General features: G+C 37.8%; 25 protein-coding genes. 2 read left to right on the forward strand and 23 right to left on the reverse strand.

Translation table 11 applies throughout. From position 1 onward, the window contains the following. Positions 1–17 precede the first annotated feature (17 nt). The 3 genes from sdaAB to GKP30_RS03765 form a co-directional block, all read right to left on the reverse strand. Positions 18–680 carry an L-serine ammonia-lyase, iron-sulfur-dependent subunit beta gene (sdaAB, locus tag GKP30_RS03755; protein ID WP_216828028.1) on the reverse strand — a complete coding sequence of 221 codons (663 nt, stop codon included), beginning with the start codon at positions 678–680 and terminating at the stop codon, positions 18–20. 125 nt (positions 681–805) lie between these two features. Next, positions 806–2494, reverse strand: coding sequence for a DAK2 domain-containing protein (locus tag GKP30_RS03760; RefSeq protein ID WP_216828029.1), 1689 nt, complete (start codon positions 2492–2494; stop codon positions 806–808). A 21-nt stretch (positions 2495–2515) separates the two neighbouring features. After that, on the reverse strand, positions 2516–2878 hold the full coding sequence (locus GKP30_RS03765) for an Asp23/Gls24 family envelope stress response protein (protein ID WP_216828030.1): 363 nt from the start codon (positions 2876–2878) through the stop codon (positions 2516–2518). Between the two features lie 230 nt (positions 2879–3108). On the opposite strand from GKP30_RS03765, the gene rpmB reads away from it, so the two are divergent. After that, positions 3109–3297, forward strand: a complete 189-nt coding sequence (gene rpmB / locus GKP30_RS03770) for a 50S ribosomal protein L28 (protein ID WP_209122429.1) — start codon at positions 3109–3111, stop codon at positions 3295–3297. 235 nt (positions 3298–3532) lie between these two features. On the opposite strand, the gene spoVM is transcribed toward rpmB, so the two are convergent. From spoVM to GKP30_RS03845, 15 genes are all read right to left on the reverse strand, one after another. Then, entirely contained in the window at positions 3533–3613 is an 81-nt protein-coding gene (spoVM, locus tag GKP30_RS03775) for a stage V sporulation protein SpoVM (RefSeq protein ID WP_075385605.1), read from the reverse strand. A gap of 274 nt (positions 3614–3887) precedes the next feature. Next, on the reverse strand, positions 3888–4532 hold the full coding sequence (gene rpe / locus GKP30_RS03780; protein WP_216828031.1) for a ribulose-phosphate 3-epimerase: 645 nt from the start codon (positions 4530–4532) through the stop codon (positions 3888–3890). 2 nt (positions 4533–4534) lie between these two features. Continuing rightward, positions 4535–5416 carry a ribosome small subunit-dependent GTPase A gene (gene rsgA / locus GKP30_RS03785; RefSeq protein ID WP_216828032.1) on the reverse strand — a complete coding sequence of 294 codons (882 nt, stop codon included), beginning with the start codon at positions 5414–5416 and terminating at the stop codon, positions 4535–4537. A gap of 63 nt (positions 5417–5479) precedes the next feature. Then, entirely contained in the window at positions 5480–7465 is a 1986-nt protein-coding gene (gene pknB / locus GKP30_RS03790) for a Stk1 family PASTA domain-containing Ser/Thr kinase (protein WP_216828033.1), read from the reverse strand. Positions 7466–7470: 5 nt separating this feature from the next. Beyond that, positions 7471–8223 carry a Stp1/IreP family PP2C-type Ser/Thr phosphatase gene (locus GKP30_RS03795; protein ID WP_216828034.1) on the reverse strand — a complete coding sequence of 251 codons (753 nt, stop codon included), beginning with the start codon at positions 8221–8223 and terminating at the stop codon, positions 7471–7473. 7 nt (positions 8224–8230) lie between these two features. Continuing rightward, positions 8231–9319: a 23S rRNA (adenine(2503)-C(2))-methyltransferase RlmN gene (rlmN, locus tag GKP30_RS03800; protein WP_216828035.1), complete on the reverse strand. Its 1089-nt coding sequence runs from the start codon at positions 9317–9319 to the stop codon at positions 8231–8233. Positions 9320–9339: 20 nt separating this feature from the next. Further along, a complete protein-coding gene (gene rsmB / locus GKP30_RS03805; protein WP_216828036.1) occupies positions 9340–10689 on the reverse strand; it encodes a 16S rRNA (cytosine(967)-C(5))-methyltransferase RsmB in 1350 nt (449 codons plus the stop codon). Position 10690: 1 nt separating this feature from the next. Continuing rightward, entirely contained in the window at positions 10691–11626 is a 936-nt protein-coding gene (fmt, locus tag GKP30_RS03810; RefSeq protein WP_216828037.1) for a methionyl-tRNA formyltransferase, read from the reverse strand. Positions 11627–11663: 37 nt separating this feature from the next. Then, the gene (gene priA / locus GKP30_RS03815) at positions 11664–14072 is read right to left on the reverse strand and encodes a primosomal protein N' (RefSeq protein WP_216828038.1); all 2409 of its coding nucleotides are present in this window, start codon (positions 14070–14072) and stop codon (positions 11664–11666) included. Further along, entirely contained in the window at positions 14069–15283 is a 1215-nt protein-coding gene (gene coaBC, locus GKP30_RS03820; RefSeq protein ID WP_216828039.1) for a bifunctional phosphopantothenoylcysteine decarboxylase/phosphopantothenate--cysteine ligase CoaBC, read from the reverse strand. The genes priA and coaBC overlap by 4 nt, the downstream gene beginning before the upstream one ends. 193 nt (positions 15284–15476) lie before the next feature. Further along, positions 15477–15683 carry a DNA-directed RNA polymerase subunit omega gene (rpoZ, locus tag GKP30_RS03825; RefSeq protein ID WP_216828040.1) on the reverse strand — a complete coding sequence of 69 codons (207 nt, stop codon included), beginning with the start codon at positions 15681–15683 and terminating at the stop codon, positions 15477–15479. Between the two features lies 1 nt (position 15684). Beyond that, complete coding sequence (gene gmk, locus GKP30_RS03830; protein WP_216828041.1) at positions 15685–16299, reverse strand: guanylate kinase; 615 nt, start codon at positions 16297–16299, stop codon at positions 15685–15687. A 97-nt stretch (positions 16300–16396) separates the two neighbouring features. Further along, positions 16397–16657, reverse strand: coding sequence for an extracellular matrix/biofilm regulator RemA (gene remA, locus GKP30_RS03835; protein WP_216828042.1), 261 nt, complete (start codon positions 16655–16657; stop codon positions 16397–16399). Positions 16658–16824: 167 nt separating this feature from the next. After that, complete coding sequence (locus tag GKP30_RS03840) at positions 16825–17706, reverse strand: YicC/YloC family endoribonuclease (protein WP_216828043.1); 882 nt, start codon at positions 17704–17706, stop codon at positions 16825–16827. Between the two features lie 134 nt (positions 17707–17840). Further along, complete coding sequence (locus GKP30_RS03845) at positions 17841–20549, reverse strand: cation-translocating P-type ATPase (RefSeq protein WP_216828044.1); 2709 nt, start codon at positions 20547–20549, stop codon at positions 17841–17843. A 157-nt stretch (positions 20550–20706) separates the two neighbouring features. Between GKP30_RS03845 and GKP30_RS03850 the strand changes: the two genes are divergently transcribed. Beyond that, a complete protein-coding gene (locus tag GKP30_RS03850; protein ID WP_216828098.1) occupies positions 20707–22416 on the forward strand; it encodes an Rqc2 family fibronectin-binding protein in 1710 nt (569 codons plus the stop codon). A gap of 106 nt (positions 22417–22522) precedes the next feature. On the opposite strand, the gene GKP30_RS03855 is transcribed toward GKP30_RS03850, so the two are convergent. From GKP30_RS03855 to GKP30_RS03875, 5 genes are all read right to left on the reverse strand, one after another. Then, positions 22523–23179, reverse strand: a complete 657-nt coding sequence (locus GKP30_RS03855) for a class I SAM-dependent methyltransferase (RefSeq protein WP_216828045.1) — start codon at positions 23177–23179, stop codon at positions 22523–22525. A 173-nt stretch (positions 23180–23352) separates the two neighbouring features. Next, on the reverse strand, positions 23353–23985 hold the full coding sequence (gene pyrE, locus GKP30_RS03860) for an orotate phosphoribosyltransferase (protein WP_216828046.1): 633 nt from the start codon (positions 23983–23985) through the stop codon (positions 23353–23355). 2 nt (positions 23986–23987) lie between these two features. After that, complete coding sequence (pyrF, locus tag GKP30_RS03865; protein WP_216828047.1) at positions 23988–24695, reverse strand: orotidine-5'-phosphate decarboxylase; 708 nt, start codon at positions 24693–24695, stop codon at positions 23988–23990. Beyond that, on the reverse strand, positions 24695–25606 hold the full coding sequence (locus GKP30_RS03870; RefSeq protein WP_216828048.1) for a dihydroorotate dehydrogenase: 912 nt from the start codon (positions 25604–25606) through the stop codon (positions 24695–24697). Before GKP30_RS03870 ends, pyrF begins: the two co-directional genes overlap by 1 nt. Further along, entirely contained in the window at positions 25603–26379 is a 777-nt protein-coding gene (locus GKP30_RS03875; RefSeq protein ID WP_216828049.1) for a dihydroorotate dehydrogenase electron transfer subunit, read from the reverse strand. Before GKP30_RS03875 ends, GKP30_RS03870 begins: the two co-directional genes overlap by 4 nt. Positions 26380–26720 lie beyond the last annotated feature (341 nt).

Consider the following 26720-nt stretch of genomic DNA (forward strand, 5'->3'; position numbering starts at 1 on the left):
AGTTAACCTCCAAGTCGTTAATCATGGATTTTTGTCACTTTATTAATATTTGGTAGTGCTTCCATTTCTTTAAGCAAAACCTCATCCACATTTTGGTCAACTTCAATAACCATTAAAGCCTCTTGACCTTTTTCTTTTCTGGACACTTCCATATGTCCTATGTTTATTTGATATTTAGCTAAGATGTTAGAAACATTCGCAATGACTCCATAACGATCATTATGAACTACTAGAATCGCGGGGTGATTTCCAGAAAGCTTTAAATCAAAACCGTTTAATTCAATAATTTCGATCTTCCCACCACCAATAGAAATACCAACTAACTCTAGTTTGTCTTTTTCATCTCCAAGAATAACCTTTGCAGTGTTAGGATGGTCTGTTACTGCTTCCTCTTCATGAAAATTAATTTCGATCGTTTTAGTCTCTGCAATTTTGATAGCGTTAGTAATCCGCTTATCAAATGTATCAAAGTCTAATAGGCCGCCTACTATGGCTACATCAGTACCATGTCCTTTATACGTCTTTGCAAAAGAACCGTAAAAATAAATATTAGCCCATTTCGGTTCTCTTCCAAAAAGCGTTCTAGCAACGCGACCGATTCGTGCCGCACCTGCAGTGTGTGAACTTGAAGGTCCAATCATGACTGGACCAATAATGTCAAAAACTGTGCGATACTTCAAATCATTCACCTCTTTTTAAAAATGAGGTTGACCCAAAAACAAAGTGCCAGTCTTCTCACAACGAATTCTAATCTCGCGCACGTGAGAAGCACAGACACTTAGAGTCAGCCTCATAAATATTATGCTTATTCAACTGAGAAAATAAATGAATATAGCGGCTGTTTACCTTCGTGAATTTCAACTTCTACGTCTTCAAAGTTTTCTTCAACAAAAGTAGTGATTTCAGCTACTGTTTCTTCTGTCGCTCCCTCTCCCCAGATGATCGTTAAAATTTCTGAATCTTCATCTAACATATTTTTTAGCAATTGCTGCGTTACTTCAACTAGCGACGGTCCAGATGAAATTATCGTTTTTTCAGCAATGCCCATAAAATCGTCCTTCTTAATTTCAATTCCGTCCATACTTGTATCCCGGACAGCATACGTCACTTGCCCTGTTTTTACAAAGGACATCGCATCTTTCATTGTTTCTCTATTACTTTCAAGAGAAGTCATTGGATTAAAAGCCAATAACGCAGCTAAGCCTTGTGGTACCGTTTTAGAAGGAACAACAGTCACCTCAGCATCAGCAACTTGTGCAGCTTGTTCTGCAGCCATAATAATATTCCCATTATTAGGTAGAACTACTACTTTATGAGCGTTGGTTTTATGTATAGCTGTAACAATATCTTCTGTACTTGGGTTCATTGTCTGACCACCAGGAATGACTACACTTGCACCCAGTCCTTTAAACAACTCCTCAATTCCTTCACCCATAGAAACTGTTACTACTCCATATTCGGTCTTTTCTTTTGGAGCCTCTTCTTTGATTGCAGTGTCTTCACCATAAACGGCTTTCGTCTCATCTAATAAATGAGTATGTTGCTCTCTCATATTTTCAATCTTGATATTAATTAAATTACCGTATCGTTGAGCACGATTTAATATTTCACCAGGTGACTCAGCATGAATATGTACTTTTAATAAGTCCTCATCAGATACAACAAGAAGCGAATCCCCTAATTGATCTAATTCTTGGCGAAAAGCTGCTTCAATAAAAGGAGCTACTTTTAGTTTCTCCTCATCAAATTTAACCATTACTTCAGTACAATAGCCAAATTCAATATCTTCTGTTGCTAACATACTTTGAGCATTATGGTGCTCAATTTTTACGAGGTCTTCCATTGAAGGCGTTTCCACTTCTTGACTTACAATCGTTTCTCCCTTTAGTACTGCAAGGAACCCTTCATAAATATAAACTAGACCCTGTCCACCAGAATCAACTACACCAACTTCTTTTAATACTGGAAGTAGGTCTGGAGTCCGTTTTAAAGAAGCTCTCGCCTCTGTTAATAAAAATTCCATAACAGCAATTGGATCATTTGTTTTCTTTGCAGCTTTTTCAGCTGCTTTTGCACTATCTTTTGCAACGGTTAAAATTGTTCCTTCAACTGGCTTCATTACAGCTTTATAAGCCGTTGTTACACCAAGTTCAAAAGCACCAGCTAACTCTTTGCCATCAATCGTACCTTTTCCTTCAACACCCTTTGCAAAGCCTCTAAATAGCTGGGAAAGAATAACTCCAGAGTTTCCTCTAGCTCCCATTAACAACCCTTTAGAAAAAGCTTGAGCCACAGCTGCTACTTTTTGTAGAGGGGCTTGTCTAACTTCTTTTACTCCAGATGTAATCGTTAAATTCATATTCGTTCCCGTGTCACCATCTGGTACTGGGAATACATTTAATGCATCCACAATTTTTGCATGTTTTGTTAAATTAGCGCCACCTTGAATAAACATTTGCGCTAGTTGACTAGCATCAATTACTTTTCCTGACACAAATCTTTCCTCCTAACTCACTTAAGGGTTGATTACACGCACCCCTTGAACAAAAATGTTCACTGAGTCTACAACCAAACCTAACATTTTCTCTAGTTGATATTTAACTTTCGTTTGTACGTTATGAGCTACTTCAGAAATTTTTGTACCATAACTTACAATGATGTACATATCGATATGGATTTTATCGCCTTCTTCTCGAATGACTACACCACGTTGAAAGTTCTCTTTACCTAAGATCTCACTTAACCCATCTTTAAGTTGCTTTTGTGATGCCATGCCTACAATTCCATAACAATCGACAGCAGCTCCACCAGCGATAGTTGCTACTACGTCTTTAGAAACATCAATAATTCCCATTTGCGTTTTTAATTCTACAGGCATTACAGTCTCCCCCTTTTATAAATTGTTTGGGTATCGTCATTTTACTATACTATATCCAATTTTGAAAGCTAACTCTATCACATTTACTGTCAAGCATCATTACTTGATAAAAATTGTTGGAAACTGTTGCATTCTAAAAATCCCTATGCTAAGATATTCGAGTATGAATTAAAAATCGAACAGACAGCTGATTCGATTGGATTAATTGGGTTTAAGGAGGTGCGTATATAATGGCACGTAAATGTTATATTACTGGTAGAAAAGCACGCACAGGAAACCAGCGTTCACACGCGATGAATAAAACTAAGCGCAAATGGGGCGCAAACGTTCAAAAAGTTCGCATTTTAGTTGACGGTAAACCAAAACGAGTTTATGTTTCTGCTCGTGCGTTAAAGTCTGGTAAAGTAGAGCGCGTATAAGACAAGTCTACTATAAGTGTAGACGAAACGAAGTTATTTCATGCTTCGTTTAAGAAACAAGAGGCTGACAACTGTCGACCTCTTGTTTTTTGGTTTTTAAAAACAATTTCCTAAATATTCAAATTTAACTAAAATCAAGAAAGAAAAGGTTTTTTAAACCACACTAAGTAAAATGCTTTTCTTTCTAACCAAATAATGCACCGTCTTTGGGCAGTTACGGTGCATTATTGGATAATTAATTTTTTTTAAATGAACCTAGAATTGCTCTTACAAACCCGCCAATGAACTTAGGCAGCTTGATCGTATAAAATTTCATAGCTCCTCCTCCTCAACATGAATTGCCACCGACTTACGAATAAATGAAGGATGATGACATGAAGAATGCTCATTTATACTAGTATATTCATCACTGACAAAATAGTACCCATTTTTTTCATGTGAGAACTATATGAGTTCTACCCTTTCTATCTATCCTACAATCATTCATATGCAAAATTATCATTGATATGCAACTTGGTTTATAAAAATTGGACAAACAAACTTTACAAAGTCACATTAATAAGGCAGCTATTCAGTAGTTAAGGTAGGAATTATCCTCTAATTGCGCCAATTGCCGCGGCACGATCTTTTTTGCTATAAACGGCTGATCCTGCTACAAGTACATTTGCACCAGCTTCAATACATAATTGTGCCGTTTCTTCATTTACCCCACCGTCTACCTCGATATCAATATTAAGCTTTTTTGACTTTGCCATTTCAGAAACCGCTGTAATTTTTGGTAAGACACTATTAATAAACTTTTGACCACCAAATCCAGGGTTAACAGTCATTAACAGAACCATATCAACGTCGTCTATTACGTGTTGAATGGTATCAACTGGTGTTGCTGGATTTAATACTACTCCAGCCTTTACACCCTGTTCTTTAATGAGATGAACCGTCCGATGGAGGTGTGGGCAGGCTTCAACATGAACTGTAATAATATCCGCTCCAGCTTTTGCAAACTGTGGAATGTAGAGATCAGGATTTTCAATCATTAAATGAACATCTAGTGGTAGTTTAGTAACTGGCCGAATCGCTTCGACAATTAGCGGTCCAATCGTAATATTCGGCACAAAGTGACCATCCATGACGTCAACATGTATGTAATCTGCTCCACCTTGTTCTACATCGCTTATCTCTTCACCTAACTTTGAAAAATCTGCTGATAAAATGGATGGGGCTATCTTTATCATAACTAGTACCTCCGCTTTTGGCTTTTTATTTCCTCTAAAAATTGTAAATAGTGTTCATAACGATAAGATAATATTTCTTCAGCATCAACAGCTGCTTTAATTGCACATTTAGGCTCACTCGTATGTGTACACCCTCGAAACTTACAATCCGCAAGCCTTTCCTTCATCTCTGGAAAGTAAAGTGATAAATCCTCTGCTTCAATATCAACAAAATCCAACGAGCTAAAACCAGGTGTATCAGCAACTAAGCCTTCACCCACTGCTAATAATTCTACATGCCTAGTCGTATGTTTTCCACGACCTAAATGAGTTGATATTTTATTTGTTTCAATATCTAACTCTGGGTGCAGCGTATTGAGTAAAGATGATTTTCCTACTCCTGATTGACCTGCTATAACAGTTACCTTATCTTTTAAATAAGGCATTAATGTTTCAATTCCTGCTTTTGTTTCAATTGATGTAAGAATAACTGTATATCCGATGGCTTCATAGTCTTCTTTGTACTTCTCAATAATCCGTTGTTTAGCTTCGTCTAATAAATCAACTTTACTTATACAGATAATTGGTTCAATATAATGAGCTTCAATATGTACTAAAAAGCGATTTAATAAGAGCGGACTAAAATTTGGCTCCAATGCCGAAAAAACTAAAATGGCTTGATCGACATTTGAAATTGGCGGTCGAATCATTTCATTTTCCCGATCATGTATATCAAGGATATATCCATCTGTACGATTTTCAGCTTCAAAATGGACAAAATCACCTACGAGTGGTTTAATATTTTGATTACGAAAAACCCCTCGACCACGACATTGAAACATACCATCCTCATTATGGACATAATAGAAGCCACTCAAGGCTTTGACTATTCTTCCTTCTGGCATTAAATCCTCCTGATTATTGAGGCTGTTGACTCTTTGATAAGAACAGCCTCTTTTTTTATTACTTTATTGGTTTGTGTATTTGAACTCATATGTATCATAGAGTTCTCCATTAATATACAGTTTATAATACCCATCTTTACGTGGAGTTACGACTATCGGAATCCGGAGAGTTTTCGTCTCTAATATTCTTTCGTCGAAAAAGACTTTTTCGGTTTCTGTCGTAGCATCTTTATAACGAATAAGAATATGTGGATCATCACCCTCATCTACTTGAAGAGGTAGAGCACTCTCTATTGTTTTTCTCGGCTCTTGTTCAGGTTTTCTTTCCTCTTCTCTTGTTTCTTCAGGTTTTTTTGGTTCTGGTCCTTTAGAAATCGTCAGAGCAACTTCAGTACCTTTCTTTACTTGTGAAAATGCATTTGGTGATTGAGAGATTACTTGATCTTTAGGTACATCGTTAGAGTGTTGATATGTGACTTTAGATAATAAACCTTCACTATCTAAATAATTATATGCCTCTCGTTCTGTCAATCCGCGCAAATTGTTTAAGGTAACCATTTTTTCAACACTGTACGTTAAGTAAACAGTAGTTTCTTCCACGATCACGTGAACTCCAGGTTCTGGTACCTGGGTAAGAATAACACCTGGTGTTTCATCAGATTCACGCTCTGCAAATTCAATTTTTTCAAAATCACGGAGAATTCGTTCAGCCCGCTCCCTTTGCATACCAATCACTTCAGGCATCTCAAACCTCTCTTGGCCTTCACTGACAATTAATCTTACTTTACTTCCAACTTTTACTATCGAACCACCAACTGGATCTTGTCGAATGACTTGATTTTCTGGTGCTTCATCATGAGGTACTCTTTCATGTTCCACAATCAAGCCAAGATCAGTTAAAAGTATCTCAGCTTCTTCTATATCTTCTCCAATGACGTTAATTACTTCTACTTCATCTACTTTTAGGAGACTTGGAAAGAGAGCAAACGCCGCCACTCCAGACCCAATAATTAAGAAAAATAAAACCAATAATAATGTTAACCAGCGGTTCTTCTTTTTCTTTTTAGGTTGTTCTGTTTTGACCTCTTCGTTCGATGATTTGTCCACAAGTGGCTTAGCTTCAATTGTCGCATCTAAATCTTTTACTGTTTCATTATGTTTAATGATGGGTATGGCCTTTGTCACATCTTCATCGTCAGTTGGAATAACAAACCTCGGCTCGTTAGATCGAGCTGGATCTAATGACGTTTCTAGATCTTCTCCCATTTCAATTGCACTTTCATAACGATGTAATGCATCTTTTGTAGTAGAACGTAGAATAATATTTTCAAGGCTTTGTGGAATTAAACGATTAATTTTCCTTGGAGACGGCACTTCATCTTGTAAATGCTTTAAAGCAATTGTAACAGCAGTATCTCCTGAGAATGGAACTTGTCCAGTAACCATTTCATAAAGTACAATCCCTAGAGAGTAAATATCTGATTTATACGTAACAACTCCACCTCTTGCTTGCTCTGGTGAAAGATAATGGACCGAACCCATAACAGAATTAGTATGAGTAATCGTTGCACTGGACATTGCACGTGCAATTCCAAAGTCTGTTACTTTTGCTTCCCCACTTTTACTTATTAAAATATTATGTGGTTTTATATCTCTATGGACAATTTGATTAGCATGTGCGTGTGCAATTGCCGAAGTCACTTGAGTCATAATATCGACGGTTTCATCAAGGGAAAGGGCCCCACGATCTTGGATAAGTTCCTTTAAAGTCGGACCTTCTACGTATTCCATGACGATATAATATAAATCTTCTTCCTCACCGACATCAAATATACTAACAACATTAGGATGAGCTAGACTAGTAGCGGCCTGAGCTTCTCGTCTAAAACGCTTAATGAATTGCTCATCTCTTGAGAATTGTGGCTGTAAAACTTTAACGGCAACGATTCGATCGAGGATAACATCACGTGCTTTGTACACATATGCCATTCCACCGCCGCCAATTGTTTCTAAAATATGATAACGACCGTTAATACGTGTACCTATCATTAGCGTCACCCCTGTTCCTGACGATCATGAGAATAGTGGACAATCGCTACGGTTATATTATCTTCTCCTCCACGATCATTGGCCAAATCAATTAGTTTATCAACTTTATCGTTAACACTATTACTTAATCGTAGTAACTCCTCTATCTCACTATCGTTTACTTTATTTGATAAACCGTCTGAACAAAGGATGATGGTATCATCTTCTTCCCAATCAATCGTTTCAACATCAATTTTTATCGTTGGTTCGGTGCCAAGAGCTCGCAGCAAAACGTTTTTTCTGGGATGATGCTCCGCTTGTTCTTCTGTTATTTGGCCTGTTCGAACGAGCTCATTAACCAAAGAATGGTCAGATGTCTTTTGCTGAAAGCCACAGCTATTTAATAAATATCCCCGACTATCTCCTACATGACCGATTGAAACGAATTCCTCTGTACAAACCGCTAACACAACAGTGGTTCCCATCCCCTGACATTCTCGATTTGCTTTTGCATGTAAGAATAGTCGCTCGTTAACTAATTGAATGGCTTCATTAATCCATTGTTCAATTTCTGTTGGTTTTGACATCACAGGGGTATTTAGCCATTTTTCTTTTAATAAATCACTCGTCATTTGGCTTGCAACATCCCCTGCCTGATGCCCGCCCATCCCATCTGCAACAACTGCCATAACTGGACCTTTAGGATGTTGAAAGATACCCCCGCTATCTTCATTATGGGGTCTCACTTTACCAACATTTGAATTAAAAGCAAACTTCATTTATTGCTCACCTCGTCTCCTCTTTACGCTCCTTAGCACGGAGCTGACCACAAGCAGCATCGATATCATGTCCTTGCTCTCTTCGAATCGTGACATTAATTCCACGATTTTTCAAGATGTTTTCAAATGCAAAGATTTGATCTCTAGGTGTCCGCTTATAATCTCTTTCTAATACAAAGTTTACTGGTATTAAATTAACATGACATTTTACATTTTTTATTAGGTCAGCCAATTCTTCTGCATGTTCGTCTTGATCATTTACTCCACCAAATAAACCATACTCAAAAGTCACTCTACGTCCTGTCTTATTAGTATAATAATTAATCGATTCCATTAATTTTGTTAATGAGTAGGCTCGATTGATTGGCATGAGTTTAGAGCGTAATTCAGTATTCGGTGCGTGTAAGGAGATAGCAAAGTTAATTTGCATCCCTTCATCTGCAAATTTATATATATACGGGACAATGCCGCTGGTAGAAACCGTAATGTGCCGAGCCCCTATATTAAGTCCCTTATTATGGTTAATCGTTCTTAAAAAAGAAACAAGCGCATCATAATTGTCGAACGGCTCACCAATTCCCATAACAACTACGGAACTTACTCGTTCATCCACTTCATCCATTGCACGCTGTGCCTCAAGTACTTGTGCCACAATTTCTCCAGCCTCTAAATTACGTTTAAGCCCACCTAATGTAGAAGCACAAAACGTGCAACCTATTCGACAGCCAACTTGAGTAGTTACACAAACACTGTTTCCATAATTGTGGCGCATAATAACTGTTTCAATTGAGTATCCATCGTGAAGTTCAAACAAAAATTTGACTGTACCGTCACTAGACTCTTGTTTTGTCACTGTTTTTAATGTAGTTAAACTAAACTGCTCCGTCAGTTTTCTACGTAAATCCTTTGACAAATTCGACATGTTTTCAAAAGAGTCAATTCGTTTCCTATAAAGCCATTCATAAATTTGTCCTGCTCTAAAATCAGGTTCGTTATTTTCTTTCAACCACTGTTTTAAATCAGTAAACTGAAGCGAATATATTGAAGGTAACTTTTCTGTTTGCACTAAATTTGTTTCAGTATTTTTGTCCTCCATAAGAGCTCCTTCATTCCTTATTATCGTTTAATCAAAGCTGTTATAAAAAAGCCATCTGTATTAAAATGATGCGGTAATATCGTTAAACTTCCTTCTCCAAATACTGCTTTTTCAGATATATGTTGAGGTAAACGTTCGTTTAAAGAGACATCTAATTCAAAGTCTTTGTTGTTTTCCAAAAACCATTGTACCATTTCTTCATTTTCAGTACGGTCAATTGTACAAGTACTATAAACGAATCTTCCACCTGTTTTTAATAAAGGTACTACAGCTGTTAAAATTTCTTTTTGGATTTTTTGGATACCCTCAATATCTTTGACACTCTTTGTCCATTTTATATCTGGTTTTCTACGAATTACACCTAAGCCAGAACATGGAGCGTCAACTAGGATTGCATCAAAAGTGGCCTTTTCAAATGATTGACTAGCAAGTCGTGCATCCATCGCCCTTCCTTCGACTGACTTTAATTCTAGACGCTTACTTAATTGATTTATTAGGTTAACTTTGTGATCATGCAAATCAAGAGCGACCACTCTGCCTTGATCGTTCATTTGCTCTGCTAAATGCGTTGATTTTCCTCCAGGAGCTGCACAACAATCTAATACATTCATGCCTTCTTTTGGACTGAGTGCTCTAGCTACGAGCATAGAACTTTCATCTTGTATCGTAATCACACCATCTTGGAATGCATTCGTATGAGTAACATTACCTTTTTGTATGATGAGTGCATCGTTAGAAAGGTGACCACGAATTGCATCTATCCCTTCTTCTTTTAAGAGTTCAATTGCTTCTTCTATAGTTGCCTTTGTTCGATTAACGCGAACAGTTACTTGTGGTGGCTCTAAATTAGTCATGCATATTTGTTTAGCCTCATCGTACCCATACTGTTTAACTAAACGTTTTACTAACCATAGAGGGTGACTTGTTTCAATCGCTAATCGAGTTAGATCATCCTTTACCTCATCAAAAGACCGTAACTCCTGTCTTCTAACATTTCGTAACACGCCATTTACCATCCCAGAAATCCCTTGGTGACCTCTTTGTTTTGCAATGGTTACAGCTTCATGTACAATCGCTCGATCTGGCACCCGATCTAGGTACACCATTTGATAAATAGATAACCTTAATAAAACTCTAACCCAGTCATCTAGCTTTTTTTTCCCTCTTTTTATAAAAGGCTCCAAATAATAATCTAGAGTATCACGGCGTTGTACTGTTCCATATACAATTTCAGTTAATAGTCCAACATCTCTTGGATCTAAGTTTGCTTTTTTTACCGTCTGGTTTAAAAGCAGATTACTATAGGCCTGATTTTTTTCTATTTGAAGTAATACATCTAGTGCAACCTCACGTATTGTTTTTTGTTTCATTCTAATCTCCTAGTTTGTCTCCTGTTGTAATGCCTGCACCACGTAGAAATTGGGAGGCAAGCATTCGTTTCTTCCCAGCTGGCTGTAAATCTGTCACTTTAATAGCCACATCATTGCCCGTCGCTACGATAAAGCCGTCATCTACTACTGCTATTACAGTACCAGGTTCCTCTTTTTTAGTTGTGGAAGTTTTCTGCCCCCACCAAATTTTCATCGGCTGTCCCACAAAAGTGGTGAATGCAACTGGCCATGGATGAAGTCCACGAATTTGATTATAAATATCTTCACCTGGTCTCTTCCAGTCTACTTTCTCTTGATCACGCGTAATATTCCTTGCATAAGTAACTTCTTGTTCATTTTGTACGAGCGGTTTAATTTCCCCGCGAATAAGGGCTGGAATGGTTTGGGATAATAGCTTAGCCCCAGCTTCACTTAAAGTATTATGTAATGACCCGACATGATCTTCCTCTTCAATCGGAACAACCACTTGCGTTAAAATGTCACCAGCATCTAGCTTTTCAACCATATACATAATCGTAATTCCAGTTTCCTTTTGACCATCGATTATTGATTGATGTATAGGTGCCCCACCTCGATATTTAGGTAATAATGAAGCGTGCACATTAATACAACCATATTTTGGTGCTTCTAATAGATCTTTTGGTAATATTTGTCCAAATGCTGCCGTTACAATCAAATCTGGCTCTAAATTAAGGACTTTATTTAACTCTTCTTTTTCTTTTATTTTTTCCGGTTGCAGAATAGTTAATCCATGTTTTTCTGCTTCTACTTTAACTGGAGGAGGAGTTAATACTCTTTTTCTACCTTTAGGACGATCTGGTTGTGTAACGACACCTACGACCTCATATCCATCTTCAATCAATTGACGCAATACGGGGACAGAAAAATCAGGAGTTCCCATAAAAACTATTTTCATTAAGTAATGCCTACCTTTCTAAGATTATTGAACGACTTTACATAAAAATTTGCGGATTCATATCTATTGATATCTGTAAACTACCTTGAGCAGTTTCCCTGCTATAGTGCTGTTGAATTTCACGTAATATTTTTCCAAACGCTGGTTCATTTTTGTATTTTATCATGCATTGATAGCGATATCTATCTTTTAACCGCGCAATTGGTGAAGCAACTGGACCTAAAATATTTGCTTCACTCGATAATTGCTGTTTAAGAAAATGAGTAATCTTTTCTGTTACATGAATTACCTTTGGTAACTCTTGATGAGAAACATTAATAAGTGCAATATGATAGTAAGGTGGATAACCACTACTTTTTCTAATAAGCATTTCTCGCTGAAAAAAATGAACATAGTCATGTTCTTTCACAAGCTCAATACTATAATGTTCTGGCGTATACGTTTGAACAATTACTTCACCTGGTAGCTTATGTCTTCCTGCTCTTCCACTTACTTGCGTAAGTAACTGAAACGTTCTTTCAGAGGAACGGAAATCTGGTAGATGAAGCATCGTATCGGCTGTAAGTACACCTACAAGTGTAATATTCGGGAAGTCGAGTCCTTTGGCAATCATTTGTGTACCAAGTAAAATATCGGCTTTTCCATCTCCAAAATCTTTTAATAGCTTCTGATGCGAACCTTTTCTCCTTGTCGTATCAACGTCCATACGAATAACACGTGCTTCGGGTAATACTTTTCCTAATTCCTCTTCTACCCGTTGCGTCCCTGTTCCAAAGAAACGTACATGCTCGCTTGAACATGACGGACAAGTTGTAATCATTCGTTCTTCGTGTCCACAATAATGACACTTAAGTGAATGATTGGTCTTGTGGTACGTAAACGATATATCGCAATGCTCACAAGTAGCTACATACCCACAGTCCCTGCACATAACAAAGGTAGAAAAGCCACGTCGATTTAATAATAAAACCATTTGTTCATTTTTTTCTAAACGGTCTTTCATCTTCTCAAATAAGGCATTTGAAAACATAGAACGATTACCTGCTCTTAATTCTTCTCGCATATCAACCACTTCAACCGTTGGCATTGGTCCTTGATTTACTCTTTCTCCCAAAGTTAGTAGTACATACCTACCTACTTTTGCTCTAGCATATGTTTCTAAAGAAGGGGTCGCACTTCCTAGGACAACAGGGCAGTTATAATGCTTTCCTCTAAATATGGCTACATCTCTTGCGTGATATCTCGGCATTTCCTCTTGCTTGTAACTTCCTTCATGCTCTTCATCAATAATAATAATTCCTAAGTTTTCAAAAGGTGCAAAGATAGCTGATCTCGCCCCAACTGCAACACGAACTTCTTTACGATGGATCTTGCGCCATTCATCATATTTTTCCCCTGATGAAAGACCGCTATGAAGAACCGCTACTTGGGAGCCAAATCTTCCTTTAAACCTATCAACCATCTGTGGTGTTAAAGAGATTTCAGGAACAAGTACTATCGCTTCTTTTCCTTCAGCTAAGACTCGCTCAATGACTTGTAGGTAAACCTCTGTTTTCCCACTACCAGTTACCCCATGCAATAAAAAGGTTTTATGAACCTTTTCTTCTATTGATTTAAGGATAGGTGTTGTTACTTGTTGCTGCTGATTAGTTAACGGTAAAGGTTTTGTTTGTTCAAAAGTTTCATTAATAAATGGGTCTCTATAAAACTCTTCTTCTGTTTCAACGAGAACGCCTTTATCAACAAGTGCTTTGATCGAAGAACGACTGCTTTGCGTTAGTTCAATTAAACGAATTAACGGAACTTTTCCTTCATTAGTTATAAAGTATTGAACAAGAGCAATTTGTTTTTCTGCTCGTGAAGGGAGAGTTACTAATAACTCCGATAATTGCTCTTTTGAAAAATTACAATCAATCATTCTGTGAGTTTGCTTTTTACCTTTATCTTTTACAGAATATTGCACTTCAAGTATTCCTTGCTTAACCGCATCTTTTATTGATGTTATTAAGCCTGGCTCAGACTTAATAATATCGTCCCATTTTACTAACGACTGTGTAGCAAAAAAAGGTTGAAGCGAACGAGGTAATCGTTTCTGTTCAATACATATTAGTTGTTTTTCAACTTTTGTTTTTAACGCTGCTGGCAGCATGACTTGATAAGAAGAGATTTTATACGCTAGCGTTTGTTCAGTTAGCCAATTACCTAACTGAAGTAGTTCTTCTGTTAAAACAGGTGTCACATCAAGTATATCTTTAATTTCTTTTAACTTTTCGACAGATGAACTTTCCACGATTTCAACAACAAATCCTTGTATAGACCTCGGCCCAAACGGAACAACAACACGCATTCCCTTTTCTAAAATTTGGACCCATTGGTTGGGAATTTTATAATCAAACTGGCGGTCAGTTTGTCCACTAGGGACATCTACAACTACTTTAGCAATCATGCGCTAGAACTTCCTTGCTGCAAATCAATCAATTCATTAAGGATTTGCTCGGCTACTTCTCTTTTTGTCATAATGGGAAGCTCGATTGTTTCCCCACCTTTCTTATAGATTGTTACTCGGTTTGTGTCTCCCTTAAACCCAGCACCCGCTTCAGTAATATTATTTGCTACAATCATATCCAAGTTTTTCCGCTCTAATTTCCCTTTGGCATACTCTTCGACTTTTTCCGTTTCTGCAGCAAACCCTACCAATATCTGATGTGTTTTTAACTCACCAAGAGTTGCTAATATATCTATTGTTCGTTCTAGTTCTATAGCTGCATCTCCAGGCCTTTTCTTCATTTTTTCACTATGAACTACTTTTGGACGATAGTCTGCAACAGCAGCAGTTTTAATAACAACATCAGTCGAATGAAAGTGTTCCATAACTGCTTCATACATGTCTTGTGCTGACTCTACGTTAATTCTCATAACTCCTTTAGGTGCATTAAGATTTGTTGGACCTGACACAAGAATAACTTTAGCACCAAGTTCAGCAGCTACTTCAGCAACTTGATATCCCATTTTTCCTGAAGAGTGGTTTGTAATATAACGAACAGGATCAATCTTTTCTTGTGTTGGTCCAGCTGTAATAAGAAGCTGCTTTCCTTCTAGAGGTTGGTACAGGCGGTTTTTAAAATAGTGTGTTAACTTTTCAATGATTTGTTCAGGTTCCGCTAATCGTCCTTTACCAACATAACCACAGGCTAAGTAACCTTCATCAGGTTCAATAAAGTGATACCCAAATTGATTTAAAGTTTGTAAGTTTTTATTAACGGCTGGATGGCTATACATATGTACGTTCATCGCTGGTGCAATAAATACTGGAGCTGTTGTTGCGAGTAAGGTTGTTGAGATCATATCATCTGCAATTCCATTGGCTAATTTTCCAATCATATTAGCAGTTGCTGGCGCAATCAGAATGACATCTGGCCAAGCTGCTAAATCAATATGTGCAACACCACTTGGATCTTTTTCATCAAAAGTATCATTGTAAACAGGTTGTCCCGAAAGTGTTTGAAACGTTAACGGGGTCACGAATTTTTCTGCTGAATGTGTCATCATTACTTTTACAGTAGCACCTGCTTGTGATAGCTTACTCGTTAATGCAGCTGCCTTAAATACAGCGACCCCACCCGTCACACACAATAATATTTTCTTTCCATCTAACATATCCTCTTCCCCCTATTTCGAAAAGTGTAAGTGCCCGTTTAGCGGCAAGAGCTAGAGGGCAACAACTAATCCTTACCTTACAGACTCGGCTGTTGGACCGAAGCGAAGCTTGAGCAACAGGAGCTCCATATAAGTCTTTTTTACAAAATTAGTTATTTTCTATGAAAAAACAACCTATCTTAAGAATAGGTTGTTATTTTTCAAGGCGCTCATATTGAAGTTGGTCTTGTACGATTTCCTCTAAAGCAACCCCTACTGGCTTATGAGAAACTGGTTTAACTACAAGCGGGCCACGTTTAGCATCTTCTTTAATTTCACGAGCTCGTTTTGATGAAACAGTGACTAGCGTATATTTTGAGTCTAACTTATCTAATAATGAGTCAATTGATGGATAAAGCAAATTATTCAACCTCCACTAACTGTTTGTATTTCTCGATTAATCGTTCTCGCTTACAATGTTCAGCTGTTACAATCGCCTTAATACGATCTACTGCTGACTGAACCTCGTCATTTTCTACGACATAGTCATATTTCTTCATCATATCAATTTCTTCTTTAGCAACTGTCATTCGTTTATCAATCACGTCAACAGTTTCAGTACCACGGCCTTCGATACGCTTTCTTAATTCAGCCAAACTTGGTGGCATTAGAAAGATAAACACACCTTCAGGTAGACGCTCTTTTACTTTTAATGCACCCTGTACTTCGATTTCCAATATGATGTCATTACCTTCGTCGATCGTTTTTCTAACGTAATCAATAGGTGTACCGTAGTAATTCCCTACGTATTCAGCCCATTCTAACAGATCATCGTTTTTAATCATCCCTTCAAATTCTTCTCTAGATTTAAAGAAATAATTAACGCCATCTACCTCTCCTTCACGAGGAGAGCGTGTCGTTGCTGATACAGAATACTGAATGTCTGTGTTCTCTTGACGAAGTGCTGAACAAACAGTTCCTTTTCCAACACCAGCAGGACCAGATAGAACGATTAACAGCCCTTTTTCCTTCTTCATAAATACCTCCGTTTAACTTGTCTTCCCCTTTCCAAGACAAGCCTTGTTAAAAGTGTAAAGAAACTCGGCTAAAGCCGAGTAGCTCAAATATGTATATCTAAGCGTCTTCTGTTTCATCCTTGTTCGTAAGACGCTGTGCAACCGTTTCAGGCTGAACTGCACTTAGAATAACATGGTCACTATCTGCAATTATTACTGCTCGAGTACGTCTACCATATGTTGCGTCAATTAACATATTTCGCTCTCTAGCTTCTTGAATAATTCTTTTTATTGGTGCAGACTCTGGACTAACAATTGAGATTATACGATTTGCAGATACGATGTTACCAAAGCCAATATTAATTAACTTAATGTTCATCTTTTCTCCCTCGCTTTTTGAGAGGAGTAAAAATAGGACATTTTAGATAACCCTTCATATCTTAGAAGGTTATACTAGGTGTCTTATCGTTAACAAGGAAACTCACTCTCTATATTTTTCCCATCCTAAAAATACTATATACGAAGAACGGGGCTTTTTCTATAAAATCATTCAATATTTTGTACTTGTTCTTTAATTTTTTCAATTTCACTCTTTAATTCTACCACTTGTCGGCTAATATGTATGTCATTTGCTTTCGAACCGATCGTATTCACTTCCCGATTCATCTCTTGGATAAGAAAATCAAGTTTTCTGCCGACGACTCCACCATCCTCAATAATTTTTAGGAATTGAAGCGTATGGGAATCTAGTCTAATTAATTCCTCATCAACATTCGATTTATCTGCGAAAAAAGCTACTTCATTTAATAGCCTATTTTCATCGTACTCGACTTGACCTTGTAAAAAGTCTTCAACTCGTTTTTGTAATTTTGTACGATAGTGTTCAGCAACTTTTGGAGCATACTGTGTTAACTCATTAGCTAATTTATTTACGATTTCAACTCTCGTTTTCAAATCAACAAATAAAGTTTGCCCTTCTCGCTGTCTCATTTCAACAAGTTTATTAGCTGCTTCCTCTGTAGCTTTTGTGAGTATTGAAAATAGTCCCTCATCTGTTTGTTCCTGCTCATGAACACTGACAATTTTTTCGTGAAGTAGTAATGCATCTACTGAGGGCTGCCCTGTTATATTTGCACGTTTTTTCATCTCATCTGCAGTATAAAGATATTCGTTAAATAAATCCCAATCGACATCAAGCCGTTTTTTTACAAGACCCTCACCCTCTATGTTAATAAAAACATCGACTTTACCACGGTTCACTTGTTTTTGAACGGCTTTCTTTAATTGTTCTTCAATCGGTAAAAGCTGTCTAGGCATACGAATCATTACTTCAAAAAAACGATGATTATAGGAACGCATTTCAACTGAAACTTTAAAGCGTTCATTTTCTAAGACCGCTTGCCCGTATCCTGTCATACTTGTAATCATCTTATCACATCCACTTTTTCTATTCTATCTAATTTTACCACCATAAACATTAAAAAGGAAAGAAAGGCCGTTATAGGTAAAAAGTTACCTTTAACAGCCTAACGAAACTTTATTAAAATAGCAAGTTAAAAATCTTATCGTTTTCTACCAAACAGTTGACCTGCACCTAGCACGACGGTAGGTATTGCAGCCATTCCAAGAATGAGAAGCCAATCACGTGCATCCATGAACGTCGTATGGAATACCGTTTGAAGTGGTGGATAGTAAATAACAGCCAGCATGAGTAATATAGACGAGATAACAGCAACTACTAGATACATATTTTCAAATGGGTTACGATGATACACTGAATACTCACTTCGACAGTCAAATACATGAATAAGTTGGGCCATAACGAGTGTAACAAACGCTACTGTTTGGGCCTTCGTTAAGTCATCAGGATTTGCGTTTAATGTAACCATAAATGCAACGAGTGTAACAACACCAATCATAAACCCTCTACTTACAATTTTCCATGCAAGACCTCTCGCGAATACCCCTTCATTAGGACTTCGCGGTGGACGCTTCATCACATCCCCTTCAGCTTTATCCATACCTAATGCCATCGCTGGCAATCCATCAGTTACGAGATTTATCCATAGAATTTGGATCGCCACAAGTGGTAATGGTAAACCTAATATCATCGCAAATAACATAACTAAGATCTCACCAACGTTGGAAGCGAGCATATATCGGATAAATTTCCTAATATTTTCGTATATATTGCGTCCTTCTTTAATAGCTGCTTTTATCGTTGCAAAATTATCATCACTTAATATGAGAGAAGATGCTTCTTTAGCAACATCTGTACCAGTAATCCCCATCGCTATACCAATATTTGCAGCTTTAATAGCAGGTGCATCATTTACGCCATCGCCTGTCATCGCAACAATATGACCTCGTGCTTGAAGGGCTTTAACTATTTTGAGTTTATGTTCTGGTGAAACGCGTGCAAATACGTACACATCATCAACGATTTCTTCGAGTTGTTCAACACTAATTCTTGATAGCGTTTGTCCGTCTAGAGCTTTTCCGTTTTCAGGAAGAATATCTAATTGCTTTGCTATCGCACGGGCAGTGATTGCATGGTCGCCAGTAATCATTATCGTTTTAATCCCCGCTTCACGACACTCACGAATTGAATCTCTGACCTCTGGTCTTGGTGGATCAATCATTCCTTCAAGCCCAATGAAAGTTAAATCTTTTTCCACATCTAAAGGGTAGTCGATTTTATCAGATGTCGTTAGTGGCCGGTAAGCGATAGCTATTGTTCGCAATGCTTGACTGGCAAGAGCTGTAATAGCATCTTCTACTAACGTCCTACTCCTATTTGTCAACGCTTCTTCCCGGGAATTAAAAAAGATATTTTTACTATTAGCTAATACTACATCAGGTGCTCCTTTTGTTACCGCAAACCTTTTTCCATTTTTATCTTGTACGATAACAGTCATCATTTTCCTTGTAGACTCAAATGGAAACTCTTTTATAATAGTAAATTGTTTTCTTAATGCATCTAAGGTTATTCCTGCCTTATTTGCAGCAACGACAAGTGCTCCTTCTGTTGGATCACCATCTAATACATATTCTGTTTTCTTCTTTTTTAGTAAGCCTTCCTTAACAGCTTTTTCATTAATTTTCGCATGGTTACATAAGTGACCAAATGCTAACATTTGTTGGAGAGCACGTTCTTTTTGAATATTTACTTTTTCCCCATTAACTAAAAAGTCACCTGTTGGCTCATAACCTGTACCTGTAACATGCCACGTTTTTCCACCAATCCATAGATGGGTAACCGTCATTTTATTTTGTGTTAAGGTTCCTGTTTTGTCGGAACAAATTACTGAAGCACAACCTAGTGTTTCAACTGCTGGTAATTTACGAACAATAGCTTTTCGCTTAATCATCCTTTGAACGCCTAACGCTAATGCGACAGTAACTATCGCTGGTAAGCCTTCTGGTATTGCAGCTACCGCCAAGGAAACCCCAGCAAGGAACATTGTATAAACATCATGACCTTGGTATACCCCAATTAAAACGACAAGAGCTGTGAGGAGTAATGCAACTCCTATTAATATCTTACCTAATTGCTCAAGTTTCCGTTGCAATGGTGTTACTAACGTTTCTGTCGATTGAAGCAAATGAGCAATCTTCCCCATTTCAGTCTTCATTCCTGTTGCAATAATAACACCAATCCCATTTCCTTGTGTCACTAATGTTCCCATAAATGCCATATTTGCTTGATCACCAAGTTCAAGGTCCTCACCTTTTAAGACCTGTTCACTTTTTTGGACAGGAACCGATTCACCCGTTAGTGACGATTCTTCTATTTGGAGACCATTCACTTGTAACAAGCGCATATCCGCTCCAATTCTGTCACCACTTGTAACCTTAACAATATCACCGACAACGGCCATACTTGAAGGAATTTTCGTCCACTCTCCATTTCGAAGGACGACTAGTTGCGGAGCAGATAGTTCCTTTAAAGCAGTTAATGACTTTTCAGCTTTACGCTCTTGAACGAATCCTAATACACCATTTAATAAAATAATTATCATAATTGTAATCGCATCGATGTATTCACCTAGTAAGCCAGAAATGAGTGTTGCTGCTAGCAGGACGAGTACCATAAAATCTTTAAACTGCCCTAAAAACACTAATAGTGCCGAAGGTTTCTCACCTTCATCTAACTTATTTTCTCCGTATTGCTTTAGCCGTTTTTGTGCCTCCTTATCCGACAAACCTTTTGTACCGTTTGTACCTGTTGATCTTTCAACCTCATTTACCTCCATCTCATACCATTTCATGAAGACACCCCACATCTTGTACACTTTATACAAGCATCTTATTCAGGCACGTCCTAAAAAATGCTATACTGATGATTGTAATGACATAATAAATATAACTTTATTAATAAATAACTTAATGAAAGTTAAAGAGAATGATGAGGAAGTTGGTGAACGCATGTCATTTGATGGACTAATGACTAGAGCAATAACAAATGAATTACAAGAAAAACTAGAAACGGGGAGGATTTCTCGGGTCTATCAACCTTATAAAACAGAGCTATTGTTATCGATCCGTGCTAAAGGATTAAATTATTCCTTACTTTTATCAGCAAATCCTTCGTTTGCGCGAGTACATTTAACAACAGAAAAATATGATAATCCACCAGAACCGCCGATGTTTTGTATGCTTTTACGCAAACATTTAGAAGGCAGTTTTATTGAAAAGATCGAACAGACAGAAATGGAACGAATTATTACGCTTGATATTAAAGGGAAAGATGAACTCGGAGACACTACATATAAATCCTTAATTATTGAGATTATGGGGCGGCATAGTAACATTACACTGATCGATAAAAAAACTAAAAAAATTATCGATAGTATTAAACATATTTCTCCATCGCAAAGTAGTGTAAGAACCGTATTACCTGGCCATATCTATGAGTTTCCACCAGAACAAGGAAAAACAGATCCATTTACGATAGAAGAGGAAGGTTTACTTCGAAAAATCGATTTTAATTCAGGAAAGTTAGATAAACAACTTCTCGAAGCTTTTTCAGGAATTTCACCACAAGTGACTAAAGAAATTGTTCATCGTGCTAAGTTTTCACAACAAAAAGCAATCGCAACTGCTTTTTTTGAAGTAATTACTCCTTTAAAAGCTTTTCAATTTGAGCCACAAATGGTTATTGGCGAAAATAAAGAGACATTCTCTCTCTTTTCACTCACTCATTTAGAAGGAGAAATACGTTATTTTTCGACGGTAAGTGAACTACTAGACCGCTTCTTTTATGGAAAAGGAGAGCGTGATCGTGTAAAACAACAAGCACATGACTTAGAAAGATTCCTTCGAAATGAGCTTCAAAAAAATGAGAAGAAAATTAAAAAGCTTGAAAAAACATTAGTGGATGCAGAAAAAGCAAAAACTTATCAACGTTTCGGCGAGTTGTTAACAGCTAATCTACACTTAGTTAAACGGGGTGATAAACAAGTTGAGGTCATCGATTATTATGACGAAAATGGTGGAACAGTAACCATTACATTAGACCCTCAAAAATCACCTTCGGACAATGCTCAAAACTACTTCCGCAAATATAATAAGGCAAAAAATTCAGTTTCAGTTGTTGAGGAACAAATCGAAAAAGCTAAACAAGAAATTCAATATTTAGATCAATTAATTCAGCAAATGGAATCTGCATCTCCAAAAGATGTTGAAGAAATTCGTGAGGAACTAATTGAAGAAGGTTACGTGAGACGTCGCCAAAAAGATAGTAAGAAAAAGAAAAAAACCGTAAAGCCACAATTAGAATCCTACCTATCCTCAAAAGGTGTAGAATTTTATGTTGGTAAAAACAATAAACAAAACGAATACCTCACAAATCGTTTTGCCCGCCAAGATGAAATATGGCTTCATACGAAGGATATTCCTGGTTCACACGTTGTCATTCGCCATACAGACCCAGACGAAACAACGTTGACAGAAGCTGCAACAATAGCTGCCTATTATAGTAAAGCTAGACAATCAAGCGGTGTCCCCGTGGATTACACGAAAATACGCCATGTCAAAAAACCAAACGGCTCCAAACCTGGCTTTGTTATATATGACAACCAGACGACTTTATATGTCACTCCTGATGAAGATTTAGTATTGAAATTAAGGAAATAGGAATACGAGCTTAAAAAAAAACACACCCCAATTGTTAGATGTGTCTAACAATTGGGGTGCAGTTCAATTTAAGTGGACTGTCCTTTTTATTTTATAAATAGTGTGCTTATAGCTTACAGATGGTAATTAATGCTAAACCATCAACAACGGGATAATGCTCAACCTCTGTTGCTCCACACTCCGTTAAAAAATCAGAAAGTTCTTCTGAATTATAACGATGTCTTAACGTAGAGATATTTGACCACTTTAACAAAGTAGTTTCCTCAAATTGTGTAATATTATGTTTCTTGCAATAATCTGCAGCAGCCTGTTGATTCATTTGTTCAGAAGGGTTTAACATAACGATCATGCCACCGGCTTTCACAACACGTAACATCTCTTTCATTCCTCTATCTGGCTCTGGTAACAGAAAAAGAACACAAGTAGAGATGGCTATGTCAAATTCATCATCCGTAAATGATAATTCATACGCATCACCTACTTGAAAGGTTGCTTTATCATTAATTCTCTTTTCTTTGTATAATTCATTCGCTGCTTCAATCATTCCTTCAGAGATGTCGATTCCTACAACGTGGTCAGCTTCCTCTACTCCTCTTATTAATAAGCGCCCAGTCCCACAGCCAACATCTAATACACGTTTACCTGTCCAACTTCCTGTTACTTGTTTTAATTGATCGTGTACAGCTCCTAACCAGCTTGTACATGCCATCGCATCAAAAAAAGGTACTAATGGATTAAATTCTTCCCCATTCATTTTTCTCATTCGTTTTCCCACCTCATTTTTTCTGAATACTTTAATTATTTTACTATGATGTATAAAATTTGAATAGTATTTTGGTAGGAACTAATCACGAACATCCCAAACATTTATCATCAACAACACACTTTAACACAGCCTAAAAAAAAGCTAACTCATATAGAGTTAGCTATCTACTGTTAGGCGTTCATCCAATCTGTTGATGATGGATTTTGACGCCATTGTTTTAGTTTAGTTACTTCTTCTTCATTAATATCATTTCGTTTTAGGGCCACTTGAAGAAGTGTTTCATAATCTGTGAGAACTTGGAAAGGTAGTTCCGCTTGTTCAAGTTGAGTGATACCTTTTTCTAGACCATATGTAAAAATGGCGACAACTCCGACTACAATTCCACCCACTTCACGGACTGCTTCGGCAGCCGTAATAACACTTCCGCCAGTTGAAATTAGATCTTCGACAATAACAACTTTATCCCCAGCTTCAATCTTTCCTTCAATTTGATTGCCTTTCCCGTGACCTTTTGCTTTGCTGCGAATATAAGCCATTGGTTTTTCCATTAGATCACTTACCCATGCTGCGTGAGGAATACCTGCTGTTGCAGTTCCTGCAATTACATTAACATCCGCATAGTTTACCTCGATTAATTGCTTTAAACCGTTCGCAATATCTTTACGTATTGTTGGGTATGAAAGTGTTAAACGATTATCACAATAAATGGGAGACTTCATCCCTGAACTCCAAGTAAAAGGATCATTTGGGCGTAAATATACAGCATTAATATCTAATAAGTGTGATGCGATTTGTTCTCTCATGATCATTCCTCCCATTCAGTTACTACTTTTTCATAAGCTGCCGTCGGATCCTCGCTTGCAGTAATACTTCTTCCTACAACAATTCCCCAACTTCCAAGTTTTCTTGCATCACTTGGTGTTGTAACACGCTTTTGGTCACCTACAGCATCTCCTGCTAAACGTATCCCAGGTGTCACAGTCAAGAAGTTTTCTCCACAAGACTCATGAATGAGTGGTACTTCTAGTGGTGAAGAAACAACCCCGTCTAATCCACTATCCTTAGCCAGCTTTGCATATGCTTTGACCGTTTCTTTCATTGTTCCATTTATTCTAAGCTCTTGTTGCATTACTTGTTCGCTCGTACTTGTTAATTGCGTGACAGCGATAAGCTTTGGACGCTCTATTCCAGAAGGTGTTCCTGCATGTAAACCTTCCATTGCTCGTTTCATCATCTCTGAACCACCAGCAGCATGAACATTTACAATATCGACATTTAAATGTGCGAGTGCTTTCATACCTTGTCCAACAGTATTCGGAATATCATGTAATTTTAAATCTAAGAAGATACGATGCCCTTTTTCTTTCAAACTATGAATAAGTTGTGTACCTGAACTGTAAAACAGCTCCATACCTACTTTTAAAAATAGCGACTCGTTAGGCATTTTTGTTAAGAACTCTTCTACCTCGTTGGCACTGGAAAAGTCTAAGGCAATAATAACAGGTCTTTTCATTATTTCCAGCTACCTCCCGTTAATTCTGAAATATGTTCTACTCCAAACCGATCTAGCAAAGCAGGAAGTGCATTAATAATGTCTGGACAGATAAATGGATCTACGAAATTTGCTGTACCTACCGCAACTGCGTCAGCACCTGCTAAGAAAAACTCAATTACATCTTCAGCAGATTGTATGCCGCCCATTCCGATAATCGGGATTGAAACCGCTTGACTTACTTGATGGATCATACGGAGCGCTACCGGCTTTACCGCTGGTCCTGAAAGTCCGCCTGCACCATTGGCTAAGATCGGTTTTCTTGATTTTAAATCAATCCGCATTCCTAATAATGTATTAATCATGGATAGTCCATCGGCACCTGCTTCTTCCACAGCTCTAGCCATTCCAACAATATCAGCAACATTAGGAGACAACTTCACATAAACTGGAACCGAAGATACTCGTTTCACTTCTTTTGTCAATTCTGCTGCTACTTCTGGGATCGTACCGAAAGCAATTCCGCCTTTTTTAACGTTTGGACATGAAATATTCAACTCTAATGCAGACACATTAGGTGCTTTAGATACACGTTCTGCTACTTCAATATAATCTTCCATTTCCGATCCAGCTACATTCGCAATAATAGGCACATCATACTTTTCTAGCCACGGTAATTCCTCGTTTACCACTTTTTCAAGGCCAGGGTTTTGTAGTCCTATTGCATTTAGCATTCCTGCTGCTGTTTCGGCAACACGTGGTGTTGGATTTCCGTAGCGTGGTTCAGCTGTAGTTGCTTTAACTGCGATCGCACCGAGCTTACTTAAATCGTAAAACTTCGCATACTCTTTTCCAAATCCAAAACAGCCTGAAGCTGGCATAATTGGATTTTTCATAGATAATCCTGGTAGTTCTATTTGTAAACGGCTCATAGTATCACCTCTCCGATTGGGAATACAGGACCGTCTGTACATATCTTTTTATATGAAGTACCTGTTGGATCGTCTTGAAGATGACATACACAGGCTAGGCATGCACCAATTCCGCAGCCCATTCGCTCTTCAAGAGATAAATACGCTCGTCTGTCATGAAAGCGATCTTCTAATGCTTTCAACATAGGGTTAGGCCCACAGGAATATAACACATCAAAATTAAGAGCTTCTTGCTCAATCACATCAGTCACAAATCCTTTTGAACCATGTGTGCCATCAACTGTTGCAACATACGTATCCCCAAGCTTTGCAAATTTTTCTTCATAAAAAACATCTTTTGCTGAAGCAAACCCAAGGACGTGAACGACTTTTACACCTCTTGCTTTCAGTTGCTGTGAGAGGTAGTACAGTGGAGGGACACCAATACCCCCACCTACTAATAATGCTACTTCTCCTTCTTTGGCTTCTTCAACAGGAAAGCCTGTGCCAAGGGGTCCCATGACATCAACAAGTTCCCCTTTTACACGTTCAGATAAGAGTGACGTTCCTTTCCCACCAGCACGATATAACATCGTAAGCTGTTTTTTATTTAGATCGACGTTACAAATACTAATTGGCCGACGTAACAGAGGATCAATTCCACGGTCAACTTTCACATGTACAAATTGACCTGGTGTTGTCATATTCGAAACGAGTTCACCTTCAATTACTAACTCAAATATTTGGTCTGCAATTTTCTCTTGGTGAACTATCGTTAAGTTATCCTTAAGCACAAGCACATCCCCCTTTTAAAAGATCGTATCAAATTCAAAGATGTCTAGCTACAGCGCCCAACGACTTCCGAGACTTCGCTCCCCTCCTTACGATAAGTCAACATCGGCTTACTTACGGTCGCCGTGTTTCCTTTATCTCATACGGTGGGCTCCAGTCCGTACGTCGCTAAACGGGCACTTTCGCTTTTCTTTGTCTAGCTACAGCGCCCAACGACTTCCGAGACTTCGCTCCCCTCCTTACGATAAGTCAACATCGGCTTACTTACGGTCGCCGTGTTTCCTTTATCTCATACGGTGGGCTCCAGTCCGTACGTCGCTAAACGGGCACTTTCGCTTTTCTT

This window comes from Alkalihalobacterium elongatum, from assembly GCF_019024285.1.
In the GTDB taxonomy this organism is placed as follows: domain Bacteria; phylum Bacillota; class Bacilli; order Bacillales; family Bacillaceae_F; genus Alkalihalobacterium; species Alkalihalobacterium elongatum.